22 protein-coding genes, 1 tRNA gene and 4 pseudogenes are annotated in these 21,175 nt (G+C 59.5%); 7 read left to right on the top strand and 20 right to left on the bottom strand.

Annotation, left to right across the window (positions count from 1 at the left end; translation table 11 throughout):
* Positions 1-26 precede the first annotated feature (26 nt).
* The 3 genes and pseudogenes from QMG28_RS18800 to QMG28_RS18790 form a co-directional block, all read right to left on the bottom strand.
* Positions 27-314: a 5-methylcytosine restriction system specificity protein McrC gene (locus QMG28_RS18800; protein WP_281843777.1), complete on the bottom strand. Its 288-nt coding sequence runs from the start codon at positions 312-314 to the stop codon at positions 27-29.
* A gap of 4 nt (positions 315-318) precedes the next feature.
* A complete protein-coding gene (locus tag QMG28_RS18795; RefSeq protein WP_281843776.1) occupies positions 319-762 on the bottom strand; it encodes a hypothetical protein in 444 nt (147 codons plus the stop codon).
* Positions 763-968: 206 nt separating this feature from the next.
* Positions 969-1,641: pseudogene (locus QMG28_RS18790) on the bottom strand (IS6 family transposase).
* Positions 1,642-2,772: 1,131 nt separating this feature from the next.
* Here QMG28_RS18790 and QMG28_RS18785 point away from each other — a divergent pair.
* Positions 2,773-3,549, top strand: coding sequence for an IclR family transcriptional regulator (locus tag QMG28_RS18785; protein ID WP_281843775.1), 777 nt, complete (start codon positions 2,773-2,775; stop codon positions 3,547-3,549).
* On the opposite strand, the gene QMG28_RS18780 is transcribed toward QMG28_RS18785, so the two are convergent.
* The 5 genes from QMG28_RS18780 to prpB form a co-directional block, all read right to left on the bottom strand.
* Positions 3,537-5,060, bottom strand: coding sequence for a tripartite tricarboxylate transporter permease (locus QMG28_RS18780; protein WP_281843774.1), 1,524 nt, complete (start codon positions 5,058-5,060; stop codon positions 3,537-3,539). The genes QMG28_RS18785 and QMG28_RS18780 overlap by 13 nt on opposite strands.
* Positions 5,057-5,503: a tripartite tricarboxylate transporter TctB family protein gene (locus QMG28_RS18775; RefSeq protein ID WP_281843773.1), complete on the bottom strand. Its 447-nt coding sequence runs from the start codon at positions 5,501-5,503 to the stop codon at positions 5,057-5,059. The genes QMG28_RS18780 and QMG28_RS18775 overlap by 4 nt, the downstream gene beginning before the upstream one ends.
* Before the next feature lie 26 nt (positions 5,504-5,529).
* Positions 5,530-5,913, bottom strand: a complete 384-nt coding sequence (locus QMG28_RS18770; protein WP_281843772.1) for a hypothetical protein — start codon at positions 5,911-5,913, stop codon at positions 5,530-5,532.
* Between the two features lie 61 nt (positions 5,914-5,974).
* Positions 5,975-6,946: a Bug family tripartite tricarboxylate transporter substrate binding protein gene (locus QMG28_RS18765; protein ID WP_281843771.1), complete on the bottom strand. Its 972-nt coding sequence runs from the start codon at positions 6,944-6,946 to the stop codon at positions 5,975-5,977.
* A gap of 25 nt (positions 6,947-6,971) precedes the next feature.
* Positions 6,972-7,859: a methylisocitrate lyase gene (prpB, locus tag QMG28_RS18760; protein ID WP_281843770.1), complete on the bottom strand. Its 888-nt coding sequence runs from the start codon at positions 7,857-7,859 to the stop codon at positions 6,972-6,974.
* 268 nt (positions 7,860-8,127) lie between these two features.
* On the opposite strand from prpB, the gene QMG28_RS18755 reads away from it, so the two are divergent.
* Positions 8,128-8,337 carry a helix-turn-helix domain-containing protein gene (locus QMG28_RS18755; RefSeq protein ID WP_281843769.1) on the top strand — a complete coding sequence of 70 codons (210 nt, stop codon included), beginning with the start codon at positions 8,128-8,130 and terminating at the stop codon, positions 8,335-8,337.
* Positions 8,338-8,347: 10 nt separating this feature from the next.
* On the opposite strand, the pseudogene QMG28_RS18750 reads toward QMG28_RS18755, so the two are convergent.
* From QMG28_RS18750 to QMG28_RS18735, 4 genes and pseudogenes are all read right to left on the bottom strand, one after another.
* Positions 8,348-9,105, bottom strand: a pseudogene (locus tag QMG28_RS18750) (aldolase/citrate lyase family protein).
* 11 nt (positions 9,106-9,116) lie between these two features.
* Positions 9,117-9,917 carry a 2-oxo-hept-4-ene-1,7-dioate hydratase gene (gene hpaH / locus QMG28_RS18745; protein ID WP_281843768.1) on the bottom strand — a complete coding sequence of 267 codons (801 nt, stop codon included), beginning with the start codon at positions 9,915-9,917 and terminating at the stop codon, positions 9,117-9,119.
* Entirely contained in the window at positions 9,911-10,792 is an 882-nt protein-coding gene (locus QMG28_RS18740) for a fumarylacetoacetate hydrolase family protein (RefSeq protein ID WP_281843767.1), read from the bottom strand. Before QMG28_RS18740 ends, hpaH begins: the two co-directional genes overlap by 7 nt.
* 11 nt (positions 10,793-10,803) lie before the next feature.
* A pseudogene (locus QMG28_RS18735) lies at positions 10,804-12,278 on the bottom strand (NAD-dependent succinate-semialdehyde dehydrogenase).
* A gap of 172 nt (positions 12,279-12,450) precedes the next feature.
* On the opposite strand from QMG28_RS18735, the gene QMG28_RS18730 reads away from it, so the two are divergent.
* On the top strand, positions 12,451-12,813 hold the full coding sequence (locus QMG28_RS18730) for a hypothetical protein (RefSeq protein ID WP_281843766.1): 363 nt from the start codon (positions 12,451-12,453) through the stop codon (positions 12,811-12,813).
* Between the two features lie 136 nt (positions 12,814-12,949).
* On the opposite strand, the pseudogene QMG28_RS20995 reads toward QMG28_RS18730, so the two are convergent.
* From QMG28_RS20995 to QMG28_RS18705, 5 genes and pseudogenes are all read right to left on the bottom strand, one after another.
* A pseudogene (locus QMG28_RS20995) lies at positions 12,950-13,117 on the bottom strand (aldo/keto reductase); the annotation flags it as partial.
* Positions 13,118-13,595: 478 nt separating this feature from the next.
* The gene (locus QMG28_RS18720) at positions 13,596-14,588 is read right to left on the bottom strand and encodes a hypothetical protein (protein ID WP_281843764.1); all 993 of its coding nucleotides are present in this window, start codon (positions 14,586-14,588) and stop codon (positions 13,596-13,598) included.
* The gene (locus QMG28_RS18715; protein WP_281843763.1) at positions 14,572-14,985 is read right to left on the bottom strand and encodes a DUF5681 domain-containing protein; all 414 of its coding nucleotides are present in this window, start codon (positions 14,983-14,985) and stop codon (positions 14,572-14,574) included. The genes QMG28_RS18720 and QMG28_RS18715 overlap by 17 nt, the downstream gene beginning before the upstream one ends.
* Positions 14,978-15,484, bottom strand: coding sequence for a DNA-methyltransferase (locus tag QMG28_RS18710; protein WP_281843762.1), 507 nt, complete (start codon positions 15,482-15,484; stop codon positions 14,978-14,980). Before QMG28_RS18710 ends, QMG28_RS18715 begins: the two co-directional genes overlap by 8 nt.
* Positions 15,475-16,380, bottom strand: a complete 906-nt coding sequence (locus QMG28_RS18705) for a ParB N-terminal domain-containing protein (protein WP_281843761.1) — start codon at positions 16,378-16,380, stop codon at positions 15,475-15,477. The genes QMG28_RS18710 and QMG28_RS18705 overlap by 10 nt, the downstream gene beginning before the upstream one ends.
* Positions 16,381-16,755: 375 nt before the next feature.
* On the opposite strand from QMG28_RS18705, the gene QMG28_RS18700 reads away from it, so the two are divergent.
* The 4 genes from QMG28_RS18700 (at position 16,756) to QMG28_RS18685 (ending at position 19,047) form a co-directional block, all read left to right on the top strand.
* Positions 16,756-16,998: a DUF3489 domain-containing protein gene (locus QMG28_RS18700; RefSeq protein ID WP_281843760.1), complete on the top strand. Its 243-nt coding sequence runs from the start codon at positions 16,756-16,758 to the stop codon at positions 16,996-16,998.
* Positions 16,995-17,399, top strand: coding sequence for a DUF2924 domain-containing protein (locus QMG28_RS18695; RefSeq protein WP_281843759.1), 405 nt, complete (start codon positions 16,995-16,997; stop codon positions 17,397-17,399). Before QMG28_RS18700 ends, QMG28_RS18695 begins: the two co-directional genes overlap by 4 nt.
* Positions 17,399-18,322, top strand: coding sequence for a recombinase family protein (locus QMG28_RS18690; protein WP_281843758.1), 924 nt, complete (start codon positions 17,399-17,401; stop codon positions 18,320-18,322). The genes QMG28_RS18695 and QMG28_RS18690 overlap by 1 nt, the downstream gene beginning before the upstream one ends.
* Positions 18,323-18,630: 308 nt before the next feature.
* On the top strand, positions 18,631-19,047 hold the full coding sequence (locus tag QMG28_RS18685) for a hypothetical protein (protein ID WP_281843757.1): 417 nt from the start codon (positions 18,631-18,633) through the stop codon (positions 19,045-19,047).
* 378 nt (positions 19,048-19,425) lie between these two features.
* On the opposite strand, the gene QMG28_RS18680 is transcribed toward QMG28_RS18685, so the two are convergent.
* The 3 genes from QMG28_RS18680 to QMG28_RS18670 form a co-directional block, all read right to left on the bottom strand.
* A tRNA-Ser gene (locus tag QMG28_RS18680) sits at positions 19,426-19,515 on the bottom strand.
* A gap of 77 nt (positions 19,516-19,592) precedes the next feature.
* Entirely contained in the window at positions 19,593-20,180 is a 588-nt protein-coding gene (locus QMG28_RS18675) for a peptidoglycan-binding domain-containing protein (RefSeq protein ID WP_281843756.1), read from the bottom strand.
* A gap of 138 nt (positions 20,181-20,318) precedes the next feature.
* Positions 20,319-21,173 (bottom strand): class I SAM-dependent methyltransferase, encoded by an 855-nt coding sequence (locus QMG28_RS18670; RefSeq protein ID WP_281843755.1) that lies wholly within the window; start codon positions 21,171-21,173, stop codon positions 20,319-20,321.
* Positions 21,174-21,175: the final 2 nt, after the last annotated feature.

Genomic DNA, 21,175 nt, shown 5'->3' with positions numbered 1-21,175 from the left:
CGAGGACCTATGTGTTCTACCGCCACTTAATAACAATGCAGATCCATATCCGGCTTCGTAGGGAACAGACCTCGCTCAGTCGTTTCCGCAGAGAGACAAAAGAGACGCCCACCTTGTAGCGAAACACTGAAGTCTGTCTTGGACAAGGCACGGGTGACCAGGCGCCCGACGTACTCTTCGAAGAGAGTGTTCATTTCGAAAAGCAACGCTGTGCCCTGCCCCGAACCGCCTGTGGTCGTCTGATAGCGTCCCTGCAAAAAGAGCCGCGCCATGCTCAGGAGTTCCTGCCATCGTCGATTGGTTCGGTCGATCACAACCTCATCCCATCGCAATGCAGAAGTCGCGACATTCGAGATGTCGGCGTAAGCGCTTCCAATCCAGATAGTCAGCCAACGCGTGCCCAACTGAGTACTCCAGCCCGATTGGGCAAATCGACAAGGTTCGTTTTGAGCCAACCTGGTAGGGTTCCGCAGCAATCCGCCGCACGTCACTGCGACGAAACCACCGTTCTGCACATTCCACAGCCTCTTCATAGCTCATAAGGTTTTCGCCGGCTTGCGTTGCATGGCCGAGGCAGTTCTGTGTGTAGCCCCCATCTTTCCGCCTGATACGCGCGACCCACGTCGAATTTCTATCGTCGAGCTTTCTGAGACCGATGTGTCGGCAATAAGAGATCAGATTGAAGTAGATCGCATTCCGCGGAGCGAGTCGTTTTTGAACGCCGGGATCGGAAAGATCTGGTCGCCAAGTGCGGTTGTTCATGTCCACCTCCCACGAATTTTCCTAGGCTGAGATGGTAGAGGATTCCCAACCTTCGTGTGCGAACTCCTCGCGAATGGGATTGCGCAGCTCTCGTGGCAGCACTGGAATTCAGTCTTCAATCAGAGATCCCTGCATTGACCCGTGCCCAATGATGGTGCTGGCAGAATAATTCGAACCAGTCTCCATTTGGACAGTGACACTGTCCCTTATGCCGCGAGAAGACCGCGCCACTCGGCGAGAGCGGCGGTGCGTTTCCTCTTGAAGACGTCGCGACTTGAGAGGCTGCGTTCTTGGCTGAAATGGTTCGAGACGAAGGCGTGGACGGATGCGAAGCATCGCCCGCTCCCGTCGTCGAAATGGGAGGTGGGAATTCTCCGCGCGATTGTTTTTCCAGCGCCCTGTCTGTTGACGATCTTCGGAACCGAGGACGCGCAGCGCCGCCCCATATGACCTGAACCGGTCCGTGACGATTTCCTCCGGTCGACCATGCTTGCGCATTGCTTTCTTTAGGAATTTCAAGGCCGCTTTCTTGCCACGTGTCTTTGTGACAAAGCTTTCGAGGACCTCGCCTTCGTGATCCACAGCACGCCAAAGGTAATTCATTTCGCCGTTGATCTTGACGAACATCTCGTCCAGGTGCCACCGCCAACGGCTCGATCGCATGCCCTCAATGCGGCGTTTTCGTATCTCGGAAGCGAGCATCGGGCCGAACCGATGCCACCAAAATCGAACCGTCTCGTGGCTCACATCGATACCGCGCTCATGAAGAAGATCTTCGACATTTCGGAGCGACAACGGGAACCGGACGTACAACATCACTGCAAGGCGGATGATTTCAGGACTGGTCTTGAAGTAGCGGAATGGAGAGCGCTTGATCATCCGCCAAGGCTACGAGGCGCCCCCGCCCGTCTCAAGCCCGGTTCTTCTGACAACGCCGGTTCGTCTTATGAATCGGAGTGAGGTGGAAGAGAATTTTGGTATTCCGGTTAGATTTCTCGAGTTAGCAGTTTCTAGGGGTGACGGCCCGCCAATCGTCAGACTTGGCCGATCAGTTCGATACCGGGTTTGCGACGTTCAAAAATGGATCGAACAACGAGTGGAGGGCTGAATGGGATACAGTGCGTCGCAAAATGCGTCCCGATTCAGCACAATCCTTGAGGCAGCAGAAAAGCCGAGGTCATTCAGCCGTGGCATAATTCCAGCGGATCCGAATTCGGCGTCCAACTAGAAAATTCCCTAGGTTCGCGCGCGTCTGCTGCGGACAAACCTCCCCACCACACGAGGATAAACTGACCCCAATACCAGTCCATCTTTTGGTCAAGGTCCTTTGTCACATGTCGAAAAAGTTGTTGTTTTTCAAGCTTCTTTCTGGGACTTCGGATTGTCCCGGAAACGTTCCATTTGTCCCAGCGACTGACGGCTCCTAGGACTTTCCGAGGCCGCAAAAGAACCGGACACCCTGCCGTTACCAACCATCGCAATTCCTGCTTGAACGAGGGCGGGGGGGGGGGGTGAAAACTCCGACCTCGGTTCGCTGCAGACCTGCACTCTCCACAACGCGCAGATTTTTTTCCCGCTCATGCTTAAGTTTTCTAATCCGATAGGGAGTTGAGTCTTCTACGAACACAAAAAGATTTAAAAACAGTAGGTTAGATGCGCTGTCCTCCAAGTGCCCTACCCTACGTCAACATTTTTCCCGTTGGGTCCGGGGGGGCAAAAAAATTCCCGGCAAACAATATTGCATCTGATTTCGCCCGATCCCTACCTTAGCTGAAGTCCCAGAACACGTCGGCATCTGGTCCGGAGCGGACGGAATTTGATCCAAGTGTTTTTATCCCACCTATGCCAAGCTCTGTGCTGGTTTCGATCGGTCCACAGCTTCGATGCGAGCATGCACCGCTCAAACCAAGGTTTCCTTACAAAACCCTCTGCACAGCTAAGCACAGGCTGGTAACAACTCGTTCATACGGTTAGAAATCAAGCACTCGCGGCCCATCCTCAAGGAGCAAAATGGTAACTGGGACTCAAACGATCGACCGTGCCACAGTGATCATGGACATCGTCGCCGACGGCCGAACTGACGGCGTATCCTTCAATGAGATCGAAGCAGCGTGTGGCCTGACCCGACCAACGGCCCGGCGCATGCTTCATGCCCTCGTTCAACACGGCTATGTTGCCCAGGATCGCGAAACCCGTCGATACTACTTGGGGCCCCGTATCTATGAGTTAAGCCTTATGGTTCAGCCGGTCTTTGACTTCAAAGCACTCTCTGAGCCAAGCGTTAACCGCCTTGTCGACACTACTGGTGACACCGTATTCCTGAATCGTGTGACCGGCGGCAGTGTGACCTGTATCGTACGCGAAAGCGGCAGCTATCCAGTGAAGGCATTCATGCTTGATGTCGGTGTCCAGCGCACGATAGGCCTTGGAGCGGGCGGGATCGCCATATTGGCGGCCATGGCCCCGAACGCTGCAGATGCACATCTACAGGCACACGCCGAAGAACTATCCGCCTTCCGCGGTGGGAATGACTCACTGCTCGATGTAATCGAAAAGGCGCGCGTCGTAGGATATGTCCACCGTGATGTACCCGACTTCGGCGTAAGGACGATCGCTAAGGCGATCCGTGACTGCCGCGAGGTGCCATTCGCATCTATGAGCGTCTCGAGCATCCGCGATCGCATGCAGGGGGAGCATCTAGATTTGGTCGTTAATGCGCTCGAGAAGGAAGTGGCTCGCCTGGAGCACAAGCTGTCGCGAATGCGGCCGATGACCTACGGTCGCTGATCCATCTCGCGAGTGGTCTTCGACTGGGCCAATCGACGGCGACGTTTCCAGATCGCGCCAACAATGGGCGAAATGACCATCAATAGCGTGATTGAGTGCAGTACGATCGCTGTAGGTGAACTGAACAGGTATGCAAATTCGCCGCCCGAGATCATCAGTGCACGGCGCAGGTGCTCTTCAATCATAGGTCCAAGAACGAAGCCGACAAGCAGCGGCGCAGGCGAGAACCCAAAAAATCGCAGCACCGTACCGAACACCCCCATCACCAACACGGCCCAAATATCGAAGGTCGAGTTAGCGACCCCAAAAACACCTGCACAAATCAGCGCGATAATTACCGGGAAGAAGAACCGGCGCGGAACCGAAATAAGCCGCGCCCAAACTCCGATCAAAGGCACGTTGAGAACAACCAGGATGATGTTGCCAATCCAGAAACTCGCCACGAGACCCCAAAACAGTTCCGGGTGCCCGCTGACAAGTTGCGGGCCGGGAGCAATACCGTGGATCATGAGTGCCCCGAGGATGATCGCCATTGTCGGCGTCCCAGGAATCCCCAGAGTCATTGTCGGAATAAACGCTGTTTGCGCCGCCGCGTTGTTTGCTGCTTCAGGCGCTGCGATACCATTGATACGGCCGGTCCCGAACTCATGCTTCTTACCACCGACGGAACGCTCCAGAGAATAGGCAAGGAACGAAGCGATCGTCGGGCCAGCTCCGGGCAGCGGTCCCATCAGACTCCCCACACTTGCGCCGCGCAGGATTGACGGAATGATCCGTTTGAGCCGCTTGAAAGCCGTAAACATCTCCCGCGCCGTAATAGTAATGGCGTGGCGACCATCGTTTCTATCACCGAGATTGGAAATGACCTCCGGGATACCAAACAGACCCATAGCGACCGCAACAATTGACAGGCCATCGAGCAGGTTCGGCGTCCCCATATCAAATCGCGCGACACCGGAGTTGAGGTCGAGTCCAATGGTACCGAGCAACATCCCAAAGAGGACCATCGCCACGCCCCGTATCGGGGCGCCACCTACTGCAACCGACCCTGCTACAAGACCGAGGAACAAGGTTGCAAAGTACTCTGCCGGGCCGAAAGATAGAGAGAACCGAACGATCAAAGGCGACAACAGAACCATGCAGAGAATGCCAAAGGTACCCCCAGCCAGAGAGGAAAGCTGTGCCGTCAGAAGGGCAAGGCCTGCGTCCCCACGCTTGGCCATGGGGTAGCCATCGAGCGTGGTGATCGCGTTGGAGGCTGTACCCGGAAGGTTGAGCAGAATTGACGCGATCGATCCGCCATACTCCGCGCCGTAGTACACGCCTGCTAGCATGATGACGGCCGTAGTGGGCTCCAGATAGAATGTGACTGGCAACAGGATCGAGATCGCGGCGATTGCCCCAATTCCGGGCAGCACCCCAACAATGTTGCCCAGAACGACACCGGCCAACACATAAAAAAGGTTAATGGGCTGCAGGGCGACGGGGATACCTTGAAAAAAGTCCATCATTGGATTGCCTCCGGGAGGAAGTTAAGCGGCATCCCCAGACCGAGAACGAATACCACCCAGAGAAACAAAGCTAGGCCTACACCTAACAACAGGGTCTCGACCGGTTTCATCCGCGAAACGAAAAAACCCATCAAGCCAATGGCCAACATAGTTGTGACAGCAATGCCCGCCGGTTCGATCAACAAGGCAAACAAGGCGATGACCGTGCCGACAGTGAACAATGGCCGCCAGGGAAAGGGCCCTTGGGGTGTGTTTCCCGACACTAGATCGCCTACAGCAACAGCAAACCCAACCACGATCGTGAGAATGCTCAACACGATTGGGAACATACCTGGCCCCATATTGCGTGGTGTCCCCATGTCGAAGCCTGTGCTTCCGACCAAGAAGATGACCCCAAAAATCGCGACCAGAAGGCCGCCGTATATTGCCGACATTGCCTTCATGCTCGCTCCTCCCCGCTGTATTCTGCTCAAATCTTTCCGATGTATTCCCGCAGGTTGTTCATTTTGTAACTGTAAGCGCTCGGAATCTCCTGCATCTCGAAGGCATATGCCAATGGACCCCGGTCTGCGAGTGGCTTTAGATGGGTCGAGGTACGCGTAAATATCAGATCTGCAGCATTTTGTTTGACATCAGCGCTGCGGCCTTCGCCGATCCTGATCTTGAGGTGTATGTACGCGTTGTCGGCGTTGCCGTCACCGACGAGGCAATCAACCTCCTGGAGCCGTATCCGGAGCCCCGCTACCGGGAAAATCCCGGTTTCCAACATGGCATCCCGAACGCCTTCCCGAAACGTTTTGAGCTCAGGTTCTTCGGCTATGTTTTTCGAATACTCGATCCACGCATGTGGCATGTCATGTCTCCGGTTTCCGGGAGGGCACCGCCCTCCCGGCCATTCGCGATTTGATCGGTGGTTACTTCGCTTCGATGCCCGCGTCGGCGATCTCTTTCGACCACAGGTCCACCTCCGAAGCAATGAAGGCTGAAGTTGCGGCTGCATCCAGGCCGCGCGATGAAGGCGTCACACCTACGTCGATGAGCTTCTGGCGCACAGCCTCGTCGGCCAACGTTTCATTGAACGCAGCGTTCAGAATGTCGATCCGATCCTGTGGCACACCTGCCGGTGCCACGACACTGTACCAACCGACAACGTTGAAGCCGTCGAACCCAAGTGAGTCGGCGGTCGGTGTGTCTGCCAATGCCGGATAGGACTCAGAACTTGTCACGAGTATGGGCCGAAGCGCACCGCTTTCCACATGTGGCAGTACCGAAACCGGTGAACTGATCATCGCATTAACACGCCCGGCTAGGATGTCAGAAATCGCATCGCCTGAGCCCGGGTACGGAATGTTGGTGAAGTTGAGATCAGCCTGCCTTGCAAGGAGACGCGCGGCCAGTAGCGCGGCGCTACCACCGTTTGCCATCGTCATATTGTCATTCGCCGCGTCCGCGAAGCTCTCATAGTCCGTGATATCGGACGCGCCTGGCACCGTAATCACGTAGGGTGACTCGGAAAGCAGTGCCACGCCGGTGAAGTCTTCCTTGGAGTCGTAGGTGGCCGAAGTAAACAGCGATGGGTTCAGAGCCAAAGTTGCCTGGATCCCAAAAAGAATGTTGTATCCATCCGCATCGGCTTCCTTTGCAAGAAGCGTTCCCACAGTCCCCGATGCGCCCGGCCGGTTCTCCACCACGACAGGTTGGCTGAGGTACTTTGACATTCCGTCAGCGACGATGCGAGCCGTGACATCCGTGCCGCCACCTGGCGAATACGGCACAATCAGTCGCACCGGTTTCGACGGAAAGCTATCCTGTGCGAGTGCTGGCGTGGCCGTCGCCAGCGTCATCGCCCCCACCACCATCTTTAGAAATCCGCGTTTGTTAAACATGACGTCCTCCCTAGTCTGCTTTCGGTTAGTTTTGCTTGCGGAACAACTCGTCGATCTTCTGTTCGTAGTCGTGATAGTTCAGGAAATCGTAGAGTTCTTCGCGTGTTTGCATGATGTCCAGCACTCCTTTGGCCGAGCCGACCTCACGAATGTGCCGATATACTTTGAGCGCCGCGGCGTTCATGGCACGGTTCGCAGAAAGTGGGTACAACGCAGCCGACACGCCCACCCCGCGCAAGTCATCGAGGGTGAAATTCGGAGTTTTTGAAAACTCAGTAATATTGGCCAGCACCGGATGCGGTGTATGGATAGCATCCACGAAGGCCTTGTATTGCTCAAGCTCGGTGCAGGCTTCCGCAAAGATCATGTCCGCGCCTGCCTCTACATAAGCGCACGCTCTGTCGACGGCGCCATTGAGCCCTTCAATCGCCAAAGCATCTGTCCGCGCGACAATGAAGAAGTCACTATCAGTCTTTGCGTCAACTGCGGCCTTGATACGATCCACCATCTCGTCTTTGGACACGATTTCTTTGCCCGGGCGATGCCCACAGCGCTTGAGCTGAACCTGGTCCTCCATATGCATCGCGCCGGCGCCGTCCTTGATCAGGCCCTTCACGAGACGCGCAATCGTGAACGCGCCGCCAAATCCGGTATCGACATCGACAAGAATTGGAAGGTCCACAGCGTCGGTCACCCGGCGGAGGTCAGTCAACACATCAGTAAGGTTGGTAATTCCGAGATCCGGGAGACCATAGGAAGCATTCGCGACCCCCGCGCCCGCAAGGTAGAGGGCCTTGTAGCCCACACGCTCGGCCATCATCGCCGTGTAGGCGTTAACCGACCCCATCACTTGCAGCGGGCTTTCCTCATTCAAAGCCTGTCGGAATTTTGCCCCGGCGGAAAGTCCAGTCATTTCGGTCCTCACTTCGTTTTCATCAATGTACTTTCCTCTAGGTAGTCCATTTTGTGATCTTTGTAATACTATTTTGCCTACTTGTATCATATTATGATATTTTGATGAACTTTTCGCCGAATGAGCTAGTGGCAGACAAACCAAGTCGGTCTTTCACCTGAGGTATCGCGAAAAGCATTGGGGCGGCTCACATGGGTTCGCAGCCAGACCATGGGTTCTGTTCACAAACGACGTTTTTCATGATTGGCGAGTCGGGAACTGAGTGCGCATGATCATAGCTGTCATCAATGTGGCGGCGATCAATGCACCTAATGAAGGCAGGCGATCAAGTGGGTCGACCCGCTGTGCGTCGGAGCGCGATCCGATGCTGGTATCGTCGATCGCCTATGCCTGCGGCTTCAACGACGTATCCTATTTCAACCGCCAGTTCCGCCGGCTGTTCGGTTGCGCCCCGGGGCAATTCGCCGAGGCCGCCTGAGCCTCGCGGTTCAGAACGCCGCGCGCAGCGCGGTCAGGCCCGCGCGCATCACGCCCACGTCGGAGCCGACGGCAAGGAACTCAACACCCATCGCAGCATAGCCTTGCGCCAAGGCCCGGTCCGAGGTGAGGATGCCCGCCGCCCGGCCCGCCGCACGAATGCGGGCAAGCGCGTCGTTCACCACTGCCTGCACCTCGGGGGCTCCTGGCTTGCCGAGGTGGCCCATGTCGGCGGCAAGGTCGGCGGGACCGATGACCACTCCGTCCACCCCCTCGACCGCAAGGATCTCGTCAAGTACGGCGATCCCGGCCCGGCTCTCGACCTGGAGCAACAGGCAGATTTCCTCATTTGCCGTCTGCAGATAGTCGGCGATGGCGTTGTAGTCCGAAGCCCGCGCGAGGGCCGCGCCGACACCGCGCACGCCCTGCGGCGGATAATTGACCGAGCGCACAACCTCGCGTGCCTGCTCGGCGGTCTCGATCATCGGCACCAGGAGCGTCTGCGCACCGATGTCGAGCATCTGCTTGATCTCGGCGCGGTTGTCGTCACGCAGCCGCACCACAGGATGGCTCTTGCCGCCCACCGCCCGCAACTGCGCAAGCACGTCGCGCAACCCGTTGGGCCGTGCTCGCCGTCGATCACCAGCCAGTCGAAGCCAGTGACCGCCGCCAACTCGGCCACGCTCGCATCCCCAAGTCCGACCCAGAGGCCGATCTGCGTTTCGCCGGATTTCAGGCGCGCTTTGAAGCTGTTTGACGGTGCTGGCATGGCGGGTCTCCTCAGGCGAAGTCGATATCGACGCGGCCGAAGCTGCCGAAATCGGCGCGGATCTCGGTGCCGGGCGGGCATTCGACCGGGCCTATGAACGAGCCCGAGAGCACCACCTGCCCTGCCTCGATCCGCTGGCCATATTGGCCCATGCGGCGCGCAAGCCAGACCAGCCCCGTAACCGGATCGTCGAGCACCGCCGCGCCAAGCCCGGTCGCAACCACCTCGTCGTTCTTTTTCACGATGGCCCCGGCCCAGCGCAGGTCGATTGCCGCCGGGTCATGCCGCTCGGCGCCAAGCACGATTCCGGCGTTGGCGGCATTGTCCGACACCGTGTCGGTGATAATGCGCGCCTTACCGGTTTCGGGGTCGGCGCGAAGGATGCGGGTGTCGAGGATCTCGATGGAGGGGCAGACATAGTCTGTTGCCGCCAACACATCGTCGCGGCTCACCTCACCTTCCAGCGGGGCTTTCATCACGAAGGCAATCTCGGCCTCGATCCGCGGCTGGATGAAGCGCCCGGCCGGTACGGTATCGCCGGTCCGGAACAGCATGTCGTCGTAGAGCACGCCGCTGTCGGGCGTGTCGATGCCGAGCGCATCCTGCATCGCCTTCGAGGTAAGGCCGATCTTCCAGCCTATGATCTCGCGGCCCGCCGCCAGCTTCTGCTCGATCTGGGCAGTTTGGATTGCGTAGGCATCGTCGAGCGTCATCCCAGGGTGGCGGAGCGACAAGAGCCCGATCTGGGTGCGCGACGTTTCCGCCGCCAAAAGATCAGACGCGGCGGCCTCGATCTCAACCGCGCTCAGCATTGCTCGTCCTCGACGCCGTTGCGCAGGATGCCGATCCCCTCGGCCTCCACCTCGATCACGTCGCCGGGCTTCAGCCAGATCGGTGGATCGAACCGCGCGCCCGCTCCGGTGGGCGTGCCGCAGACGATCACGTCGCCGGGCACCAGCGTGGTGAAGGTCGAGATGTAGTTCACGATGTAGCGGAAGTCATACATCATCCGGCCGGTCCGGTCTTGCTGGCGAACCTCGCCGTTCACCCGGGTCTCCAGCTTGATGTCGTCGAGCTGATCGGCACTGGTGAAGGGCACGAGCCACGGGCCGATGCTGCCAGACTTGTCCCAGTTCTTGCCTTGCGTGACGTTGAATTTCGCATGCCGCACCCAGTCGCGGATCGTGCCCTCGTTGCAGAGCGTGATCGCGGCGATGTGGTCATAGGCGTCCTCGCGCGAAATGCGCCGCCCGCCCTTGCCGATCACGATGGTCACTTCGCCCTCGTAGTCGAGCTGCGGGCTTTCGGGTGGACGCACCAGGTTTTCGCCGTGGCCGGCGAATGAGCGCGGGAAACGGATGAACATCGACGGCTTGCCCGGGGCTTCCTGCCCGTCTTTGTATTCCGCGTTGCGGTCGGGGAAGTTGACGCCGATGCAGATGAGTTTTTCGGGATTGGCGACGGGGATGAGGAAGCGCACCTCGTCCTCCGCGAAGGTCGCGGCGCGGCCCTCGGCGGCAGCGATGACCTCGGCCAGCGCGCCGGCTTCGATCACTTCCTTCAGCCCCGTGAACCGTGCGCCATACTCCGGCGTCAGGTCGACAATACCGGCCTCGGTGAGCACGCCAAAACGGTCGGCCCCGTTGGCGTGAAAGGCAACCGCGCGGGCGGGAATGGGTCTGGTCATGGGACTTCTCCTCAGGCGATCCCGCCGAAGCAGAGATACTTGATTTCAATGAATTCCTCGATGCCGTAGCGCAAGCCTTCGCGCCCCAAGCCTGAGGATTTGACGCCACCGAACGGCGCTTCGGCGGTCGAGATCAACCCGGTGTTGATCCCCACCATGCCGTATTCCAAACGCTCGCCCACCCGCCAGGCGCGGGTGAGATCGCGAGTGTAGAAGTAGGACGCGAGGCCGAACTCGGTGTCGTTCGACAGGGCCACGACCTCGTCGTCGGTCTCGAATTTGAACAGCGGTGCGACGGGGCCGAAGGTTTCTTCGCGGGCAATCGCCATGTCCTGCGTGACGCCCGTGAGCACGGTCGGCTCGAAGAAGGTGCCACCGAGCGCGTGGGGCTTGCCACCGAGAGTAACCGACGCGCCGTGGGCGGCGGCATCGGCGATGTGCTCCTCGACCTTAGCGACGGCGGCGCTGTCGATGAGCGGGCCGAACACCGTGTCTTCTTCCAGCCCGCCCCCACCTTGAGCGTCGCCAACCCCGCCGAGAGCTTATTGGCAAAGGCGTCGTAAACGCCGGATTGCACGTAAATCCGGTTGGCGCAGACACAGGTCTGGCCGTTGTTTCGGAATTTCGAGATGATCGCACCCTCGACCGCTTCGTCGAGATCGGCATCGTCGAACACAATGAAGGGCGCGTTGCCACCCAGTTCGAGGGCGAGTTTCTTCACCGTCGGCGCCGATTGTCGCATCAGCTCGATCCCCACCTCGGTCGAGCCGGTGAAGGTGAGCTTGCGCACCTTGGGCGAGGCGGTCATCGCCCCACCGATGGCGCGCGCGGCACCGGTGATGACCGAGAACAGCCCGGCTGGCAGCCCGGCCCGCTCGGCCAGAACCGCGAGCGCAATTGCCGAGAATGGCGTTTGCGCCGCGGGCTTGAGCACCATGGCGCAGCCGGCGGCCAGCGCGGGGCCGGCCTTGCGAGTGATCATCGCGTTGGGGAAGTTCCACGGCGTGATCGCGGCAACAACGCCGATGGGCTGCTTTATGACGACAATCCGCTTGTCGGCCGCATGGCCCGGGATCACGTCGCCATAGACGCGCCGCGCCTCTTCCGAGAACCACTCGATGAACGAGGCGCCATAGAGGATTTCGCCCTTGGCCTCGGCCAACGGCTTGCCCTGCTCCATCGTCAAGATGCGCGCCAGATCGTCGGCATTCTCGATCATCAAGTCGTACCAGCGACGCAGGATCACGGCCCGCTCCTTGGCCGTGCGCGCGGCCCAGTCGATTTGCGCGGCCTCGGCGGAGTCGATCGCGGCCAGGGTCTCGACCTCGCCCAGCCGGGGCACGCGCCCGATCAGCGCGCCGGTCGCGGGATTGTGCACCTCGATGGCGTTTTCGCCCGTCTCGACCCAGCGGGCCCCGACAAGCGCAGCCTCGCGCAATAGCTTTTGGTCGGCGCTCATTTCCTGCTCCGCTAATCTGACAGACATGCACCTGGCAGGAAATCACGCCGACGACAATCACAATATGAATTGTCGCTTCACTTTTTTTGAATTAATATCAATATATGATACAGACTTCGCGTTCAGTGCCTAGCGTGTCGTCCCTCAGGTACTTCAGATGGGGTTTGATGATTGAAGCCAATCCCGAATGCGGGTGGCTATGCTGATGGACCCTAAGTTTCCGGTGTACAGCGTGGATATTGAGTACAATCGCAAGGGTCCAGGCCTGGAACCGAAAGAAATTGAGATGCCGGATGAGAACGGTGAATTGACGACCAATCGAGTTTTTCCGGATATCATGGTGCATGAGCGTGGGCACAATCTTCGCAACTTTTTGGTCGTCGAAGTGAAGAAGTCCACCAATGCCGTCGGTGACGAGCATGATCTCGCAAAGTTACAGGCGCTGTGTGGTCAGCTTCGATACCAAAATGGGTTGTTCTTGCGGTTATCCACGGGACCAAATTCTGCCTTAACAGGCGTCCAACGCCAATGGGTTGAAGGGCCTGCGATAGGTGAGTTTTGAACGACAACTCTCGAGAAGCCGCGGCGCAGCAATAACGAATTCTACGAATGTCGGCCAAGGGCCGGAAGCGGAAGCGCAGTTCGGGCGGAGACGCATCCAACGCCTTACGCAGGTGGACGCGCGACAGGCCGAGATCATTCGGGCCGTCCCCCATCGGGAACCGTGCCTTAGTGGTCAGGACGACCTTATCGGCATCGGCAGGGTGGTCGGTCAGCCACCGGCCGACGATCTCCTCGGAGAGGCCCTGACTGTAGACATCCGCGGTATCAATGAAATTGCCGCCCGCCGCGACGTAGTCGCTCATGAGCTTTCTCGACGTCGCTTCGTCGGCCTCGTGCCCGAAGGTCATGGTGCCAAGGGCAAGATGCGATACGACGGCGCCGCTGTTGCCGAGTTTGCGATACTCCATGGTGTGTTCCTTCCGATCCGTTGAGGGAGAGACCAGACAAGCGGTCCGGAGATAGATCTAAGGGATGACCCGACGCTGATCCAGCGAAGGGCTTCACAGCGGCCCAGCCGATGGATGCCTGATTTGAATCAGCTTCATCGCAGCGTTAGGCTGCGCCCGCAATGGCCGGAACAGTCCGTCAGCGGGTCTTAGGCCATCGCGCCCGTACAGGCACCTTGACGCAAAAACCGCAATGAAATAGGCAATGATCTCCGGCGCGGGCGTTGTGTAGTGGTAAGACCTCAGCCTTCCAAGCTCGTTATATCAGAGAAAAGACTGTTCTCGCACGATTTCTCCGGTCCCGACCAGAATCCAACGCTATCTTCTGTATTCGTCACGAGGCCGCATATCCTTTTCTCGCCGTTCTTTTGACAGGTCTTTTGACAGGGGGTTCTCTGCCGAGGGCCTGCCAGGACCCGTGTCTTTTGGCAAAAAATTCGGGAGAAACAGGAACGTCAACCTGATTCACATAACCACCGCTCGCGAAGTCCAGGAGCCCTTGCTTGAATGCGGAGAGCCCCGGCAGGTAGCGCGAGAGAAGCACGATGCCTTTCTTTGCCAGAGTACAAACCGCGTTGAGCAACGTTCCTTTCGCATACAGTTTGACATCGTCAGGGCCAACCGAAACATTCATGTCGGTCTCTGCACATGCCGGCAGTGACAGTACCGTCCACTTTCCCTGCCGCTTAAGGTGCGCTGCGGGATCGTTCACGGCAAGCCGTTGCATTACAAGGACCATGATCCCGTCGGCAGCATTGTTGAACCTCGGCATGAGGACCGTGTCGATCCAGTGATTGAGCTTTGCGCAGGCCGCCTCGTTCAGTGCGTCCGAAGCATCGAGAGGATCGTCCAGGATTATGATATCTGCGCCCTGCCCCGTGATCTTGCTCTCTACGGAAAGCGCCTTTCGGAACCCACCGCGGCTCGTCCTGAGCATCAGCGTAGTGTCCTTGTCAGCTGTCGGGGACATTGTTGGGAAGGCATCCTTGTACCAGTCCGACTCGATGATCTTTCTGAAAGCAGCGTGATGTTCCTGGGCCAGGTCGAGACTGTGGGAGACGACAAAGACCTGCAACGAGGGATTGTGGCCGAGCAGGAATGCTGGCCACGCAATTGACACTATGATCGATTTCAACATCCGAGGTGGAACATGGATCATGGCCCTGCGTGTCTCGCGGTTTTCCACGCTCAGCAGAAGCCAGATGATCGCACCGATGTGCCAGCTGTCCACGTACTTCTGGCCCGGATTTAAGGTCGCAAAGACCTTTTCGACAAAGGCCCTGAAATCCTGCCGTAGGACCGCACTGAGGTCAGAATTGCTGGTCATCGTCCGCCTCCCCTTCGCCACGCTGGTCCTGCGCAAGGCGCCGCCGGACGTAGCTTTCCAGGATCCTCAGATCGTCGTCCGTGGGAGGCAGTGACGCGTCCTCATGTGCCGGTGGTTCTGGAAAATATCGGTTGATCTGCCGCATGAGCTCGGAAAGTGCCTTCTTGTCGCCAGAAAGTGCCATATTGATCATCAGCTTCGTCAGCCCGCGCATGACCGACGCCTTGATCTTCTTGTCGCCGATCTTCATGACGATTTCGTTGGCCCGTTCCTCACGCAACACCGATGCGAAGCGCTCCTGTTCGGCCCGGCGGCCCGCTGGGTTTCCCGAGCGCCCTTTCCTGAACTGCCCATGTTTGGGCGGGCGCCCGTAGCCCACTTCGAAATCATCAGACATCGGTCCCCTCCTCGGCGGGCGCTGGCAAGAGCTTGACGGACCGCCGTTCCGCGACTTGCTCAAATGTCTCGCCGGTTGTGGCGAGACGGACATTATTTCCCGTCAGCGCCATCCAGCGCCGAAGCGCCAGATCGACATAGACAGGCTCGACTTCTACGCCGACGCAACGCCGGTGTGACGTTTCAGCGGCGATCAACGTACTGCCGGAACCCAGGAAACAGTCGATGACGAGGTCGCCTGGCGCCGAGACATCGCGGATCATCGCGACCGGCTTGACGGTCGGATGTACCGAGAAATCATCCTCGTCGGTGTTGCCGCTCGTCGCACCGCCATATTCCCAGACGTTGGAGCGATTACGACCATATTTGCCGAGCTGAACGTTATTGCGGTGGGGCGCTCCGGGTTTGCGGACAACGAAGACGAGCTCATGGCGTGACCGGTAGAAGCTTCCCATCCCTGCTGCTGGTTTGACCCAGACCGCCAAGTTGATCAATTCCACATCCAGCTGGCGAAGGGCCGAAATGAGCTCCCGCTGGTACCGCCGTCCATAAAGACAAATGCTATGCCACCTGGTTGAAGCATCGCGATCATGGCGCCTAGGCTCTTCACCAGGAATTCGGTGAATTCCTCAGGCTGCATCTCGCCCGAGGCTTCCGCGAATTCCCCGTGGCGCCCCGGAATCGTGCTGACGTGACCATTCACCCGGAGATTGAAGGGCGGGTCAGTGATTACCATCGCCGGGGGCCCCATCGAGGCCGCAATAGCGATGCCCGACACGTCCTGCGCTCGCCCACATGCGATTGTGTGGCCGCCACCAACCCAGACATCTCCGAAATTCGTCACCGGATCGGCACTGTCAAAAGTCAAACCAGCGAGATCATCTAGCGGATCAGGGTCCGAACCATCGACCGATGGGTCCTGCAGAAGAAGGTCAATTTCCGGAATCTCGAAACCAGGAATTTCGTAGTCTCCGTCGATTTCTATGATCTCGTTGATCTCCAGGCGCAGGACATCGGGGTCCCATTCGCCGGTTTCCTGCAGCTTGTTGAGCGATAGGACCAGACGGCGGATTTCGACATCGGGAAGGTCGTCGACCAGGATGCAGGGCAGTTTCTCCGCGCCCAGACGCAGGGCGGCCGCGAGCCGGGTATGACCATCGACCACCTCGTAACGCTCGCTCCCTGGCTTGTTGCGCACAAGGAGCGGAATCCGGAAACCGAAGCGCTTGATCGACCGCATCACGGCTTCGGTCTGGCGCTCCAGAACCCTCCGAACCCGGCGCGGCGCCTGGTCGATCAGATTGACCAGCAGCCAGACGGAAGTGACTTCCCGGAATAAGTCGTTCTTGCCGGCATGCAGGTTAGTTGGAGTTTGTTGAGATAGATCTTCGCCCATGAGGACTCCCTTCTTTTCCAAGAAGCGGGGTCTCCAAGGGATTCGACGCAAACAAAAAGGACGTCGAACCACCACCGCGGTTTGAGCTGATACCCGTCGGTGGTATCGGAAAGCGTTCTACTGAGCTTTCCGATACGGGCAAGATAATCATGGCGCATCCAGCACGGGGACGCAAGATCAAAATCAGTCAAGGCATTGATTAAAAATAGTAAAGTTGACAAACGACCTTTGGGGGCATGGATTTCTGAAACCGAAAAACGGACTGGACTTCGTCGCCAAAGAGAGCGTCATTGGTCCCACGCCCGGTTCAGAGCCCGGGCGCGCCTCGGTGAGGGCCAGGCAATCCCAACGGCCCGTGAACCCGAGGAGAACATCATGACCAAGACGACCAAAACCCAGCGCCGAGAGACCAAATCCGCTCTTGTACTTAGGCTGCTTGAGCGCAAATCCGGCACAGATCTCACCGCTCTGCAGGACGCCACCGGCTGGCAGCCGCATTCTGTCAGGGCCGCCCTCAGCACCTTGCGCAAGGCCGGCTATACCATCGACCGCCTGCCCCCCAAAAAGGACGGCGGCACAGCCATCTACCGGATCACTGCGACACCGGAGGTCGCATGAAGCTCTCCGTCGATCAAATCGAGACAATGGACCGGGCGGCGCTCATCGCCGCCTGGGACCATATCTTCAAGACCCCGGTACCGAAGAGCCTGAGCCAGGCCTTCCTACGCCGGTTCCTCGCTTTCGAAGTTCATGCCCGCCGCTATGGCGCACTGCCCAAAGGGTTTGTCGCGGACCTGGAACGGCGGGCGGGTAGCGTTGGAGGGCCATCGTCACCAATCCTCAATACTGGTGGGCGACTGCTCCGGGAATGGAACGGGGTGACCCACGTGGTCGAGGTAACGGAGACCGGCTATCTCTGGGACAAGGAAACCTACCCCTCGCTCTCAGCCGTCGCCCGGGCAATCACTGGCGCACATTGGTCGGGGCCGCGCTTCTTCGGCCTGAAGGCGACAGGCTGATGTCGGCCCCGAAGATCCGCTGCGCGATCTATACCCGCAAATCCTCTGAGGACGGGCTGGACCAGAGCTTCAACTCGCTCGACGCCCAACACGAGGCCCGCGCGGCCTACGTCGCCAGCCAGAAACACGAGGGCTGGATCCTTGCGCGCGACCGCTTCGACGATGGCGGCGTCTCGGGCGGCACGCTCGACCGCCCTGCGCTCACCCGGCTCCTTCCCGAGATCGATGCCCGCCGCATTGGCATGGTCGTGGTCTACAAGATCGACCGCCTCACCCGGTCGCTGACCGATTTCGCGAAGCTCGTCGAGCGGTTCGACGCCGCCGGCTGCTCCTTCGTCTCCGTCACCCAGGCCTTCAATACCGCGTCCTCGATGGGGCGTCTCACCCTCAACGTGCTTCCCTCTTTCGCCCAGTTCGAGCGCGAGGTCACAGCCGAACGGATCCGCGACAAGATCGCCGCCTCGAAAAAGCTGGGAATGTGGATGGGCGGCCTGCCGCCCCTGGGCTACGATCCACATCCCGATCCCCTGGTTCGCGAACTCGTGGTCAATGCGCGCGAGGCCGAAACAGTTCGCACCCTTTTCACCTTGTACGACCAGCACGGCAAGATCACGGACGTCGAACGGGCCGCGGCCGACGCCGACCTGCGCTCGAAGCTGCACCGGTTTCAGTCCGGCCGGGAACAGGGCGGCGGACATCTCTCAGCCGGGCAGATACACAAGATCCTCACAAACCCGGTCTACCGTGGCCAGATCCGCCACAAAGACCGGGTCTGGCCTGGGCGTCACCCGGCGATCGTCGATGAAGCACTCTGGGAAAACGTACAGGTGAAGCTGAAGGCGGCATCACGGCGCAAACGCGGCCGCAGGACCGATGCGGAGACAGCGACGCTCACCGGGAAGCTCCGCGACGAGACCGGCTGACGCCGACCCACAGCCTCAAGGCCGGCAAGCGCCATCCCTATTTCGTCTCGAACCGACTGATCTCTGGAGGGCCGGATTCCACCGGATGGCGCCTGCCCGGCCGAAAGCTCGACACGCTGGTCGCCAATGCCGTTGCCGATCACATCTTACAGGCGACAACCAACCATCGGCTGCAGGCCAAGCCAGATCTCCGCGCAGATCCTGCCCTCCTCACCGCAGCGCGAGATCTCGTACGGGCGCTCCGCGCACGCGACCCCGATCTGCTGCGCAGCCTCCTTGTCGGGGGCACCATCGCACCAAGGGAGATCGTGTTAACTCTCGATCCCGCCGTGCTGTCCGACGCGCTCCATTTTCCGGCCAGTGAACTTTCGCCCGATCTCCTCGATCTGTCGGCACCGGTTCACCTCCGCCGCCGCGGCGTCGAGGCAAAACTGGCGCTCGGCACAACGGCACCCAATCCCGACCCCGTGCTGCGCCGTACGCTTGCCGATGCACATCGGTGGGCCTCAGCACTGCAGGATGGAACCCCGCTCATCGAGATTGCTCGCAAGGCCGGCCACCACGACGCATTCATCCGGACCCGCACGCCCCTCGCCTTCCTCTCCCCAAAACTTCAGCTGGCGATCGTAAACGGAACATTCTCTCCAGAACTGACACTGCGTCAGATCTTGCGACAACCGGTCCCGCTAGATTGGCGAGAACAGGAGAGGATGTACGGGATCTGAGAGCCCGTTCCGGCACTGGATTTGCGTTGGACTCCCAGGGGACGCAATGATCTCAGTGACCGATGTGAGAATTCCGTGCGTATTCCCTGTTTATCCGCCCAGGGAATTTCCCTCTAAGCCACTGATACCAAACAGGTTAGTCCACCGCATGGCGCCGAAATCAGGCGAAATCCGAACAAATTCCCTGCAAATTCCCTGCTGGCAGGGAATTTTGGGTCAAAACCGAACCCGCAGATGCGCCCGTCAGAGACCCATCGCGGCGGTGCCGGAAAAACGGTCTCACAAGCGAGTCTCTGGATAGGTCATGCAGGCATAACTTACGGAAAAAACGACCGAATTACCGGTGTTTTTTCATTCAATATCAATAACTTATGTCGGTGGCGGAGAGACAGGGATTCGAACCCTGGAGACGGTTTCCCGCCTACACGCGTTCCAGGCGTGCGCCTTCGACCACTCGGCCACCTCTCCGTGCGGGCTATCTATCCTCTGAACCAGTCGGGTGGCAAGAGGGAGAGGGGCGGAAAATCGACCGCCCCTCCAGGCGTTTAGAAGCAGACCCGGCGATTGATCCCGCGCAACTTGCGCAGCGCATTCAGGTTCGGGCTGTTCACCGCGATATTCGTGGCCCCGTAATTGCGGTTGAAGCGCCGGGCGGCGGCGCGCGATTGCGGTCCCCAGATTCCGTCGACGGCACCGCGGTAGCAGCCAAGCCGGCTCAGCTGGCGCTGAATGCCCGCCGCAATGTCGCGCCGGCTGACGCCAGGCGCGGTTTGCGTCGGCGCGGGCTGGACGGTGATGATCTGCGTCGTCGGCGCGGCCTCTTCGGTATCGGCGTCGCCGTCATCCTCGGCCATGTCGTTGCCGCCGCTGTAGATCTCTTTCAGCCGCGCTTCGGCGATCACCCGGAAGGCCCCATTGGGATAGCGCTGCATATAGGCGAGGAAGAGGTCGGGGTTGTCGCTGTCCTTGATCGAATCCCAGAATGTCAGCTCGACAGCCGGATCTTCCGCCACCGGCGCCGCCGTCGAGTCGGCCGGCTGAACCGGCGCCGCCGTCATCCCACCTGTATCCTGCGCAACCGCGGGCGCGCCCATCACAATGGCCAGAACGGCAAGAACCCATAATGTCTTCATAGAACTATCCCCCAGAATTTCAGCAACCGGACCCTCTTCTCAATGGCTGCGCCCGGAAAGGCACGGCCCGGTCGGCCTTACATAAATCCAGCTTACTCCATGCAACCGGTCAGGGCCAAACTTTTACCGCCAGATTGCTCAACGGGCCATTTTCGTTGCAAAAAGCGAAAATGACAGTGGCAGCCAGCGCTTGCCCGGCCAGCGGAACATGCCGCCGGGCGCCGGCTCCAGCACCGAAAACATCGGCCAGGGCACCGCGTCGTGCTCATGCAGCCAGTCGAGCCGCAGCCCTGCCCCGGCAAGCGCGGTAAGGATATGGCCGAGCTGGTGATCCCACCAATATTCATGCCCGGCCTTCAGCGCGGGAAAATCGCCGGTATAGTCGCGCGGGGCCTCGTCTTTCCACAGGCCGAAATCGAGGTAGGGCATGTACCAGCGCGGCCGGCCGGCCTCGTCGGCGCCGAGGTCGTCGGTCTCAAAAACCATCGCGAAAGGGTGGCCTTCAGCGAGGTAGAGCCGCCCGCCCTCCCTGAGCAGCGCTGCCACCACCCGCGCCCAGCCATCAAGGTCCGGCAGCCAGCCGATCGCGCCCCAGGTGACAAAGACCATATCGAACGGCCCCTCCGCCGCCAGGGCCTCTGGCGCGGCATAGAGATCGGCCTCGACGAAGCGCGCGCGCGCCGCGAGCCCCAGCTCGCCCGCCAGCGCCCGGGCGGCGGCGATGGCGGCAGGCGAAAAATCCAGCCCCACCACCTCGGCCCCCTTCTGGGCGAGGATCAGGCTGTCGCGGCCGAAATGGCATTGCAGATGGGCGATCTTCAGCCCCGCCACATCGCCGGTCTCGGCCTCCTCGATCGGATGCAGCGCCGCCTGTCCGGCCCGCAACGGCGCAAGATCGTAAGCCTCCGCCGCAAGATGCAGGCCCACCCGCTCGTCCCATGTGGCGCGATTGGCGCTGCGCCAGTCCTCGGGGGGCTTGGTCTCGTCCGCCATCG

Source organism: Sinisalibacter aestuarii, assembly GCF_027923545.1.
In the GTDB taxonomy this organism is placed as follows: Bacteria; Pseudomonadota; Alphaproteobacteria; order Rhodobacterales; family Rhodobacteraceae; genus Sinisalibacter; species Sinisalibacter aestuarii.
The sequence above is the reverse complement of the archived record's forward strand: the minus strand, read 5'-3'. Positions and strand labels throughout refer to the sequence as shown.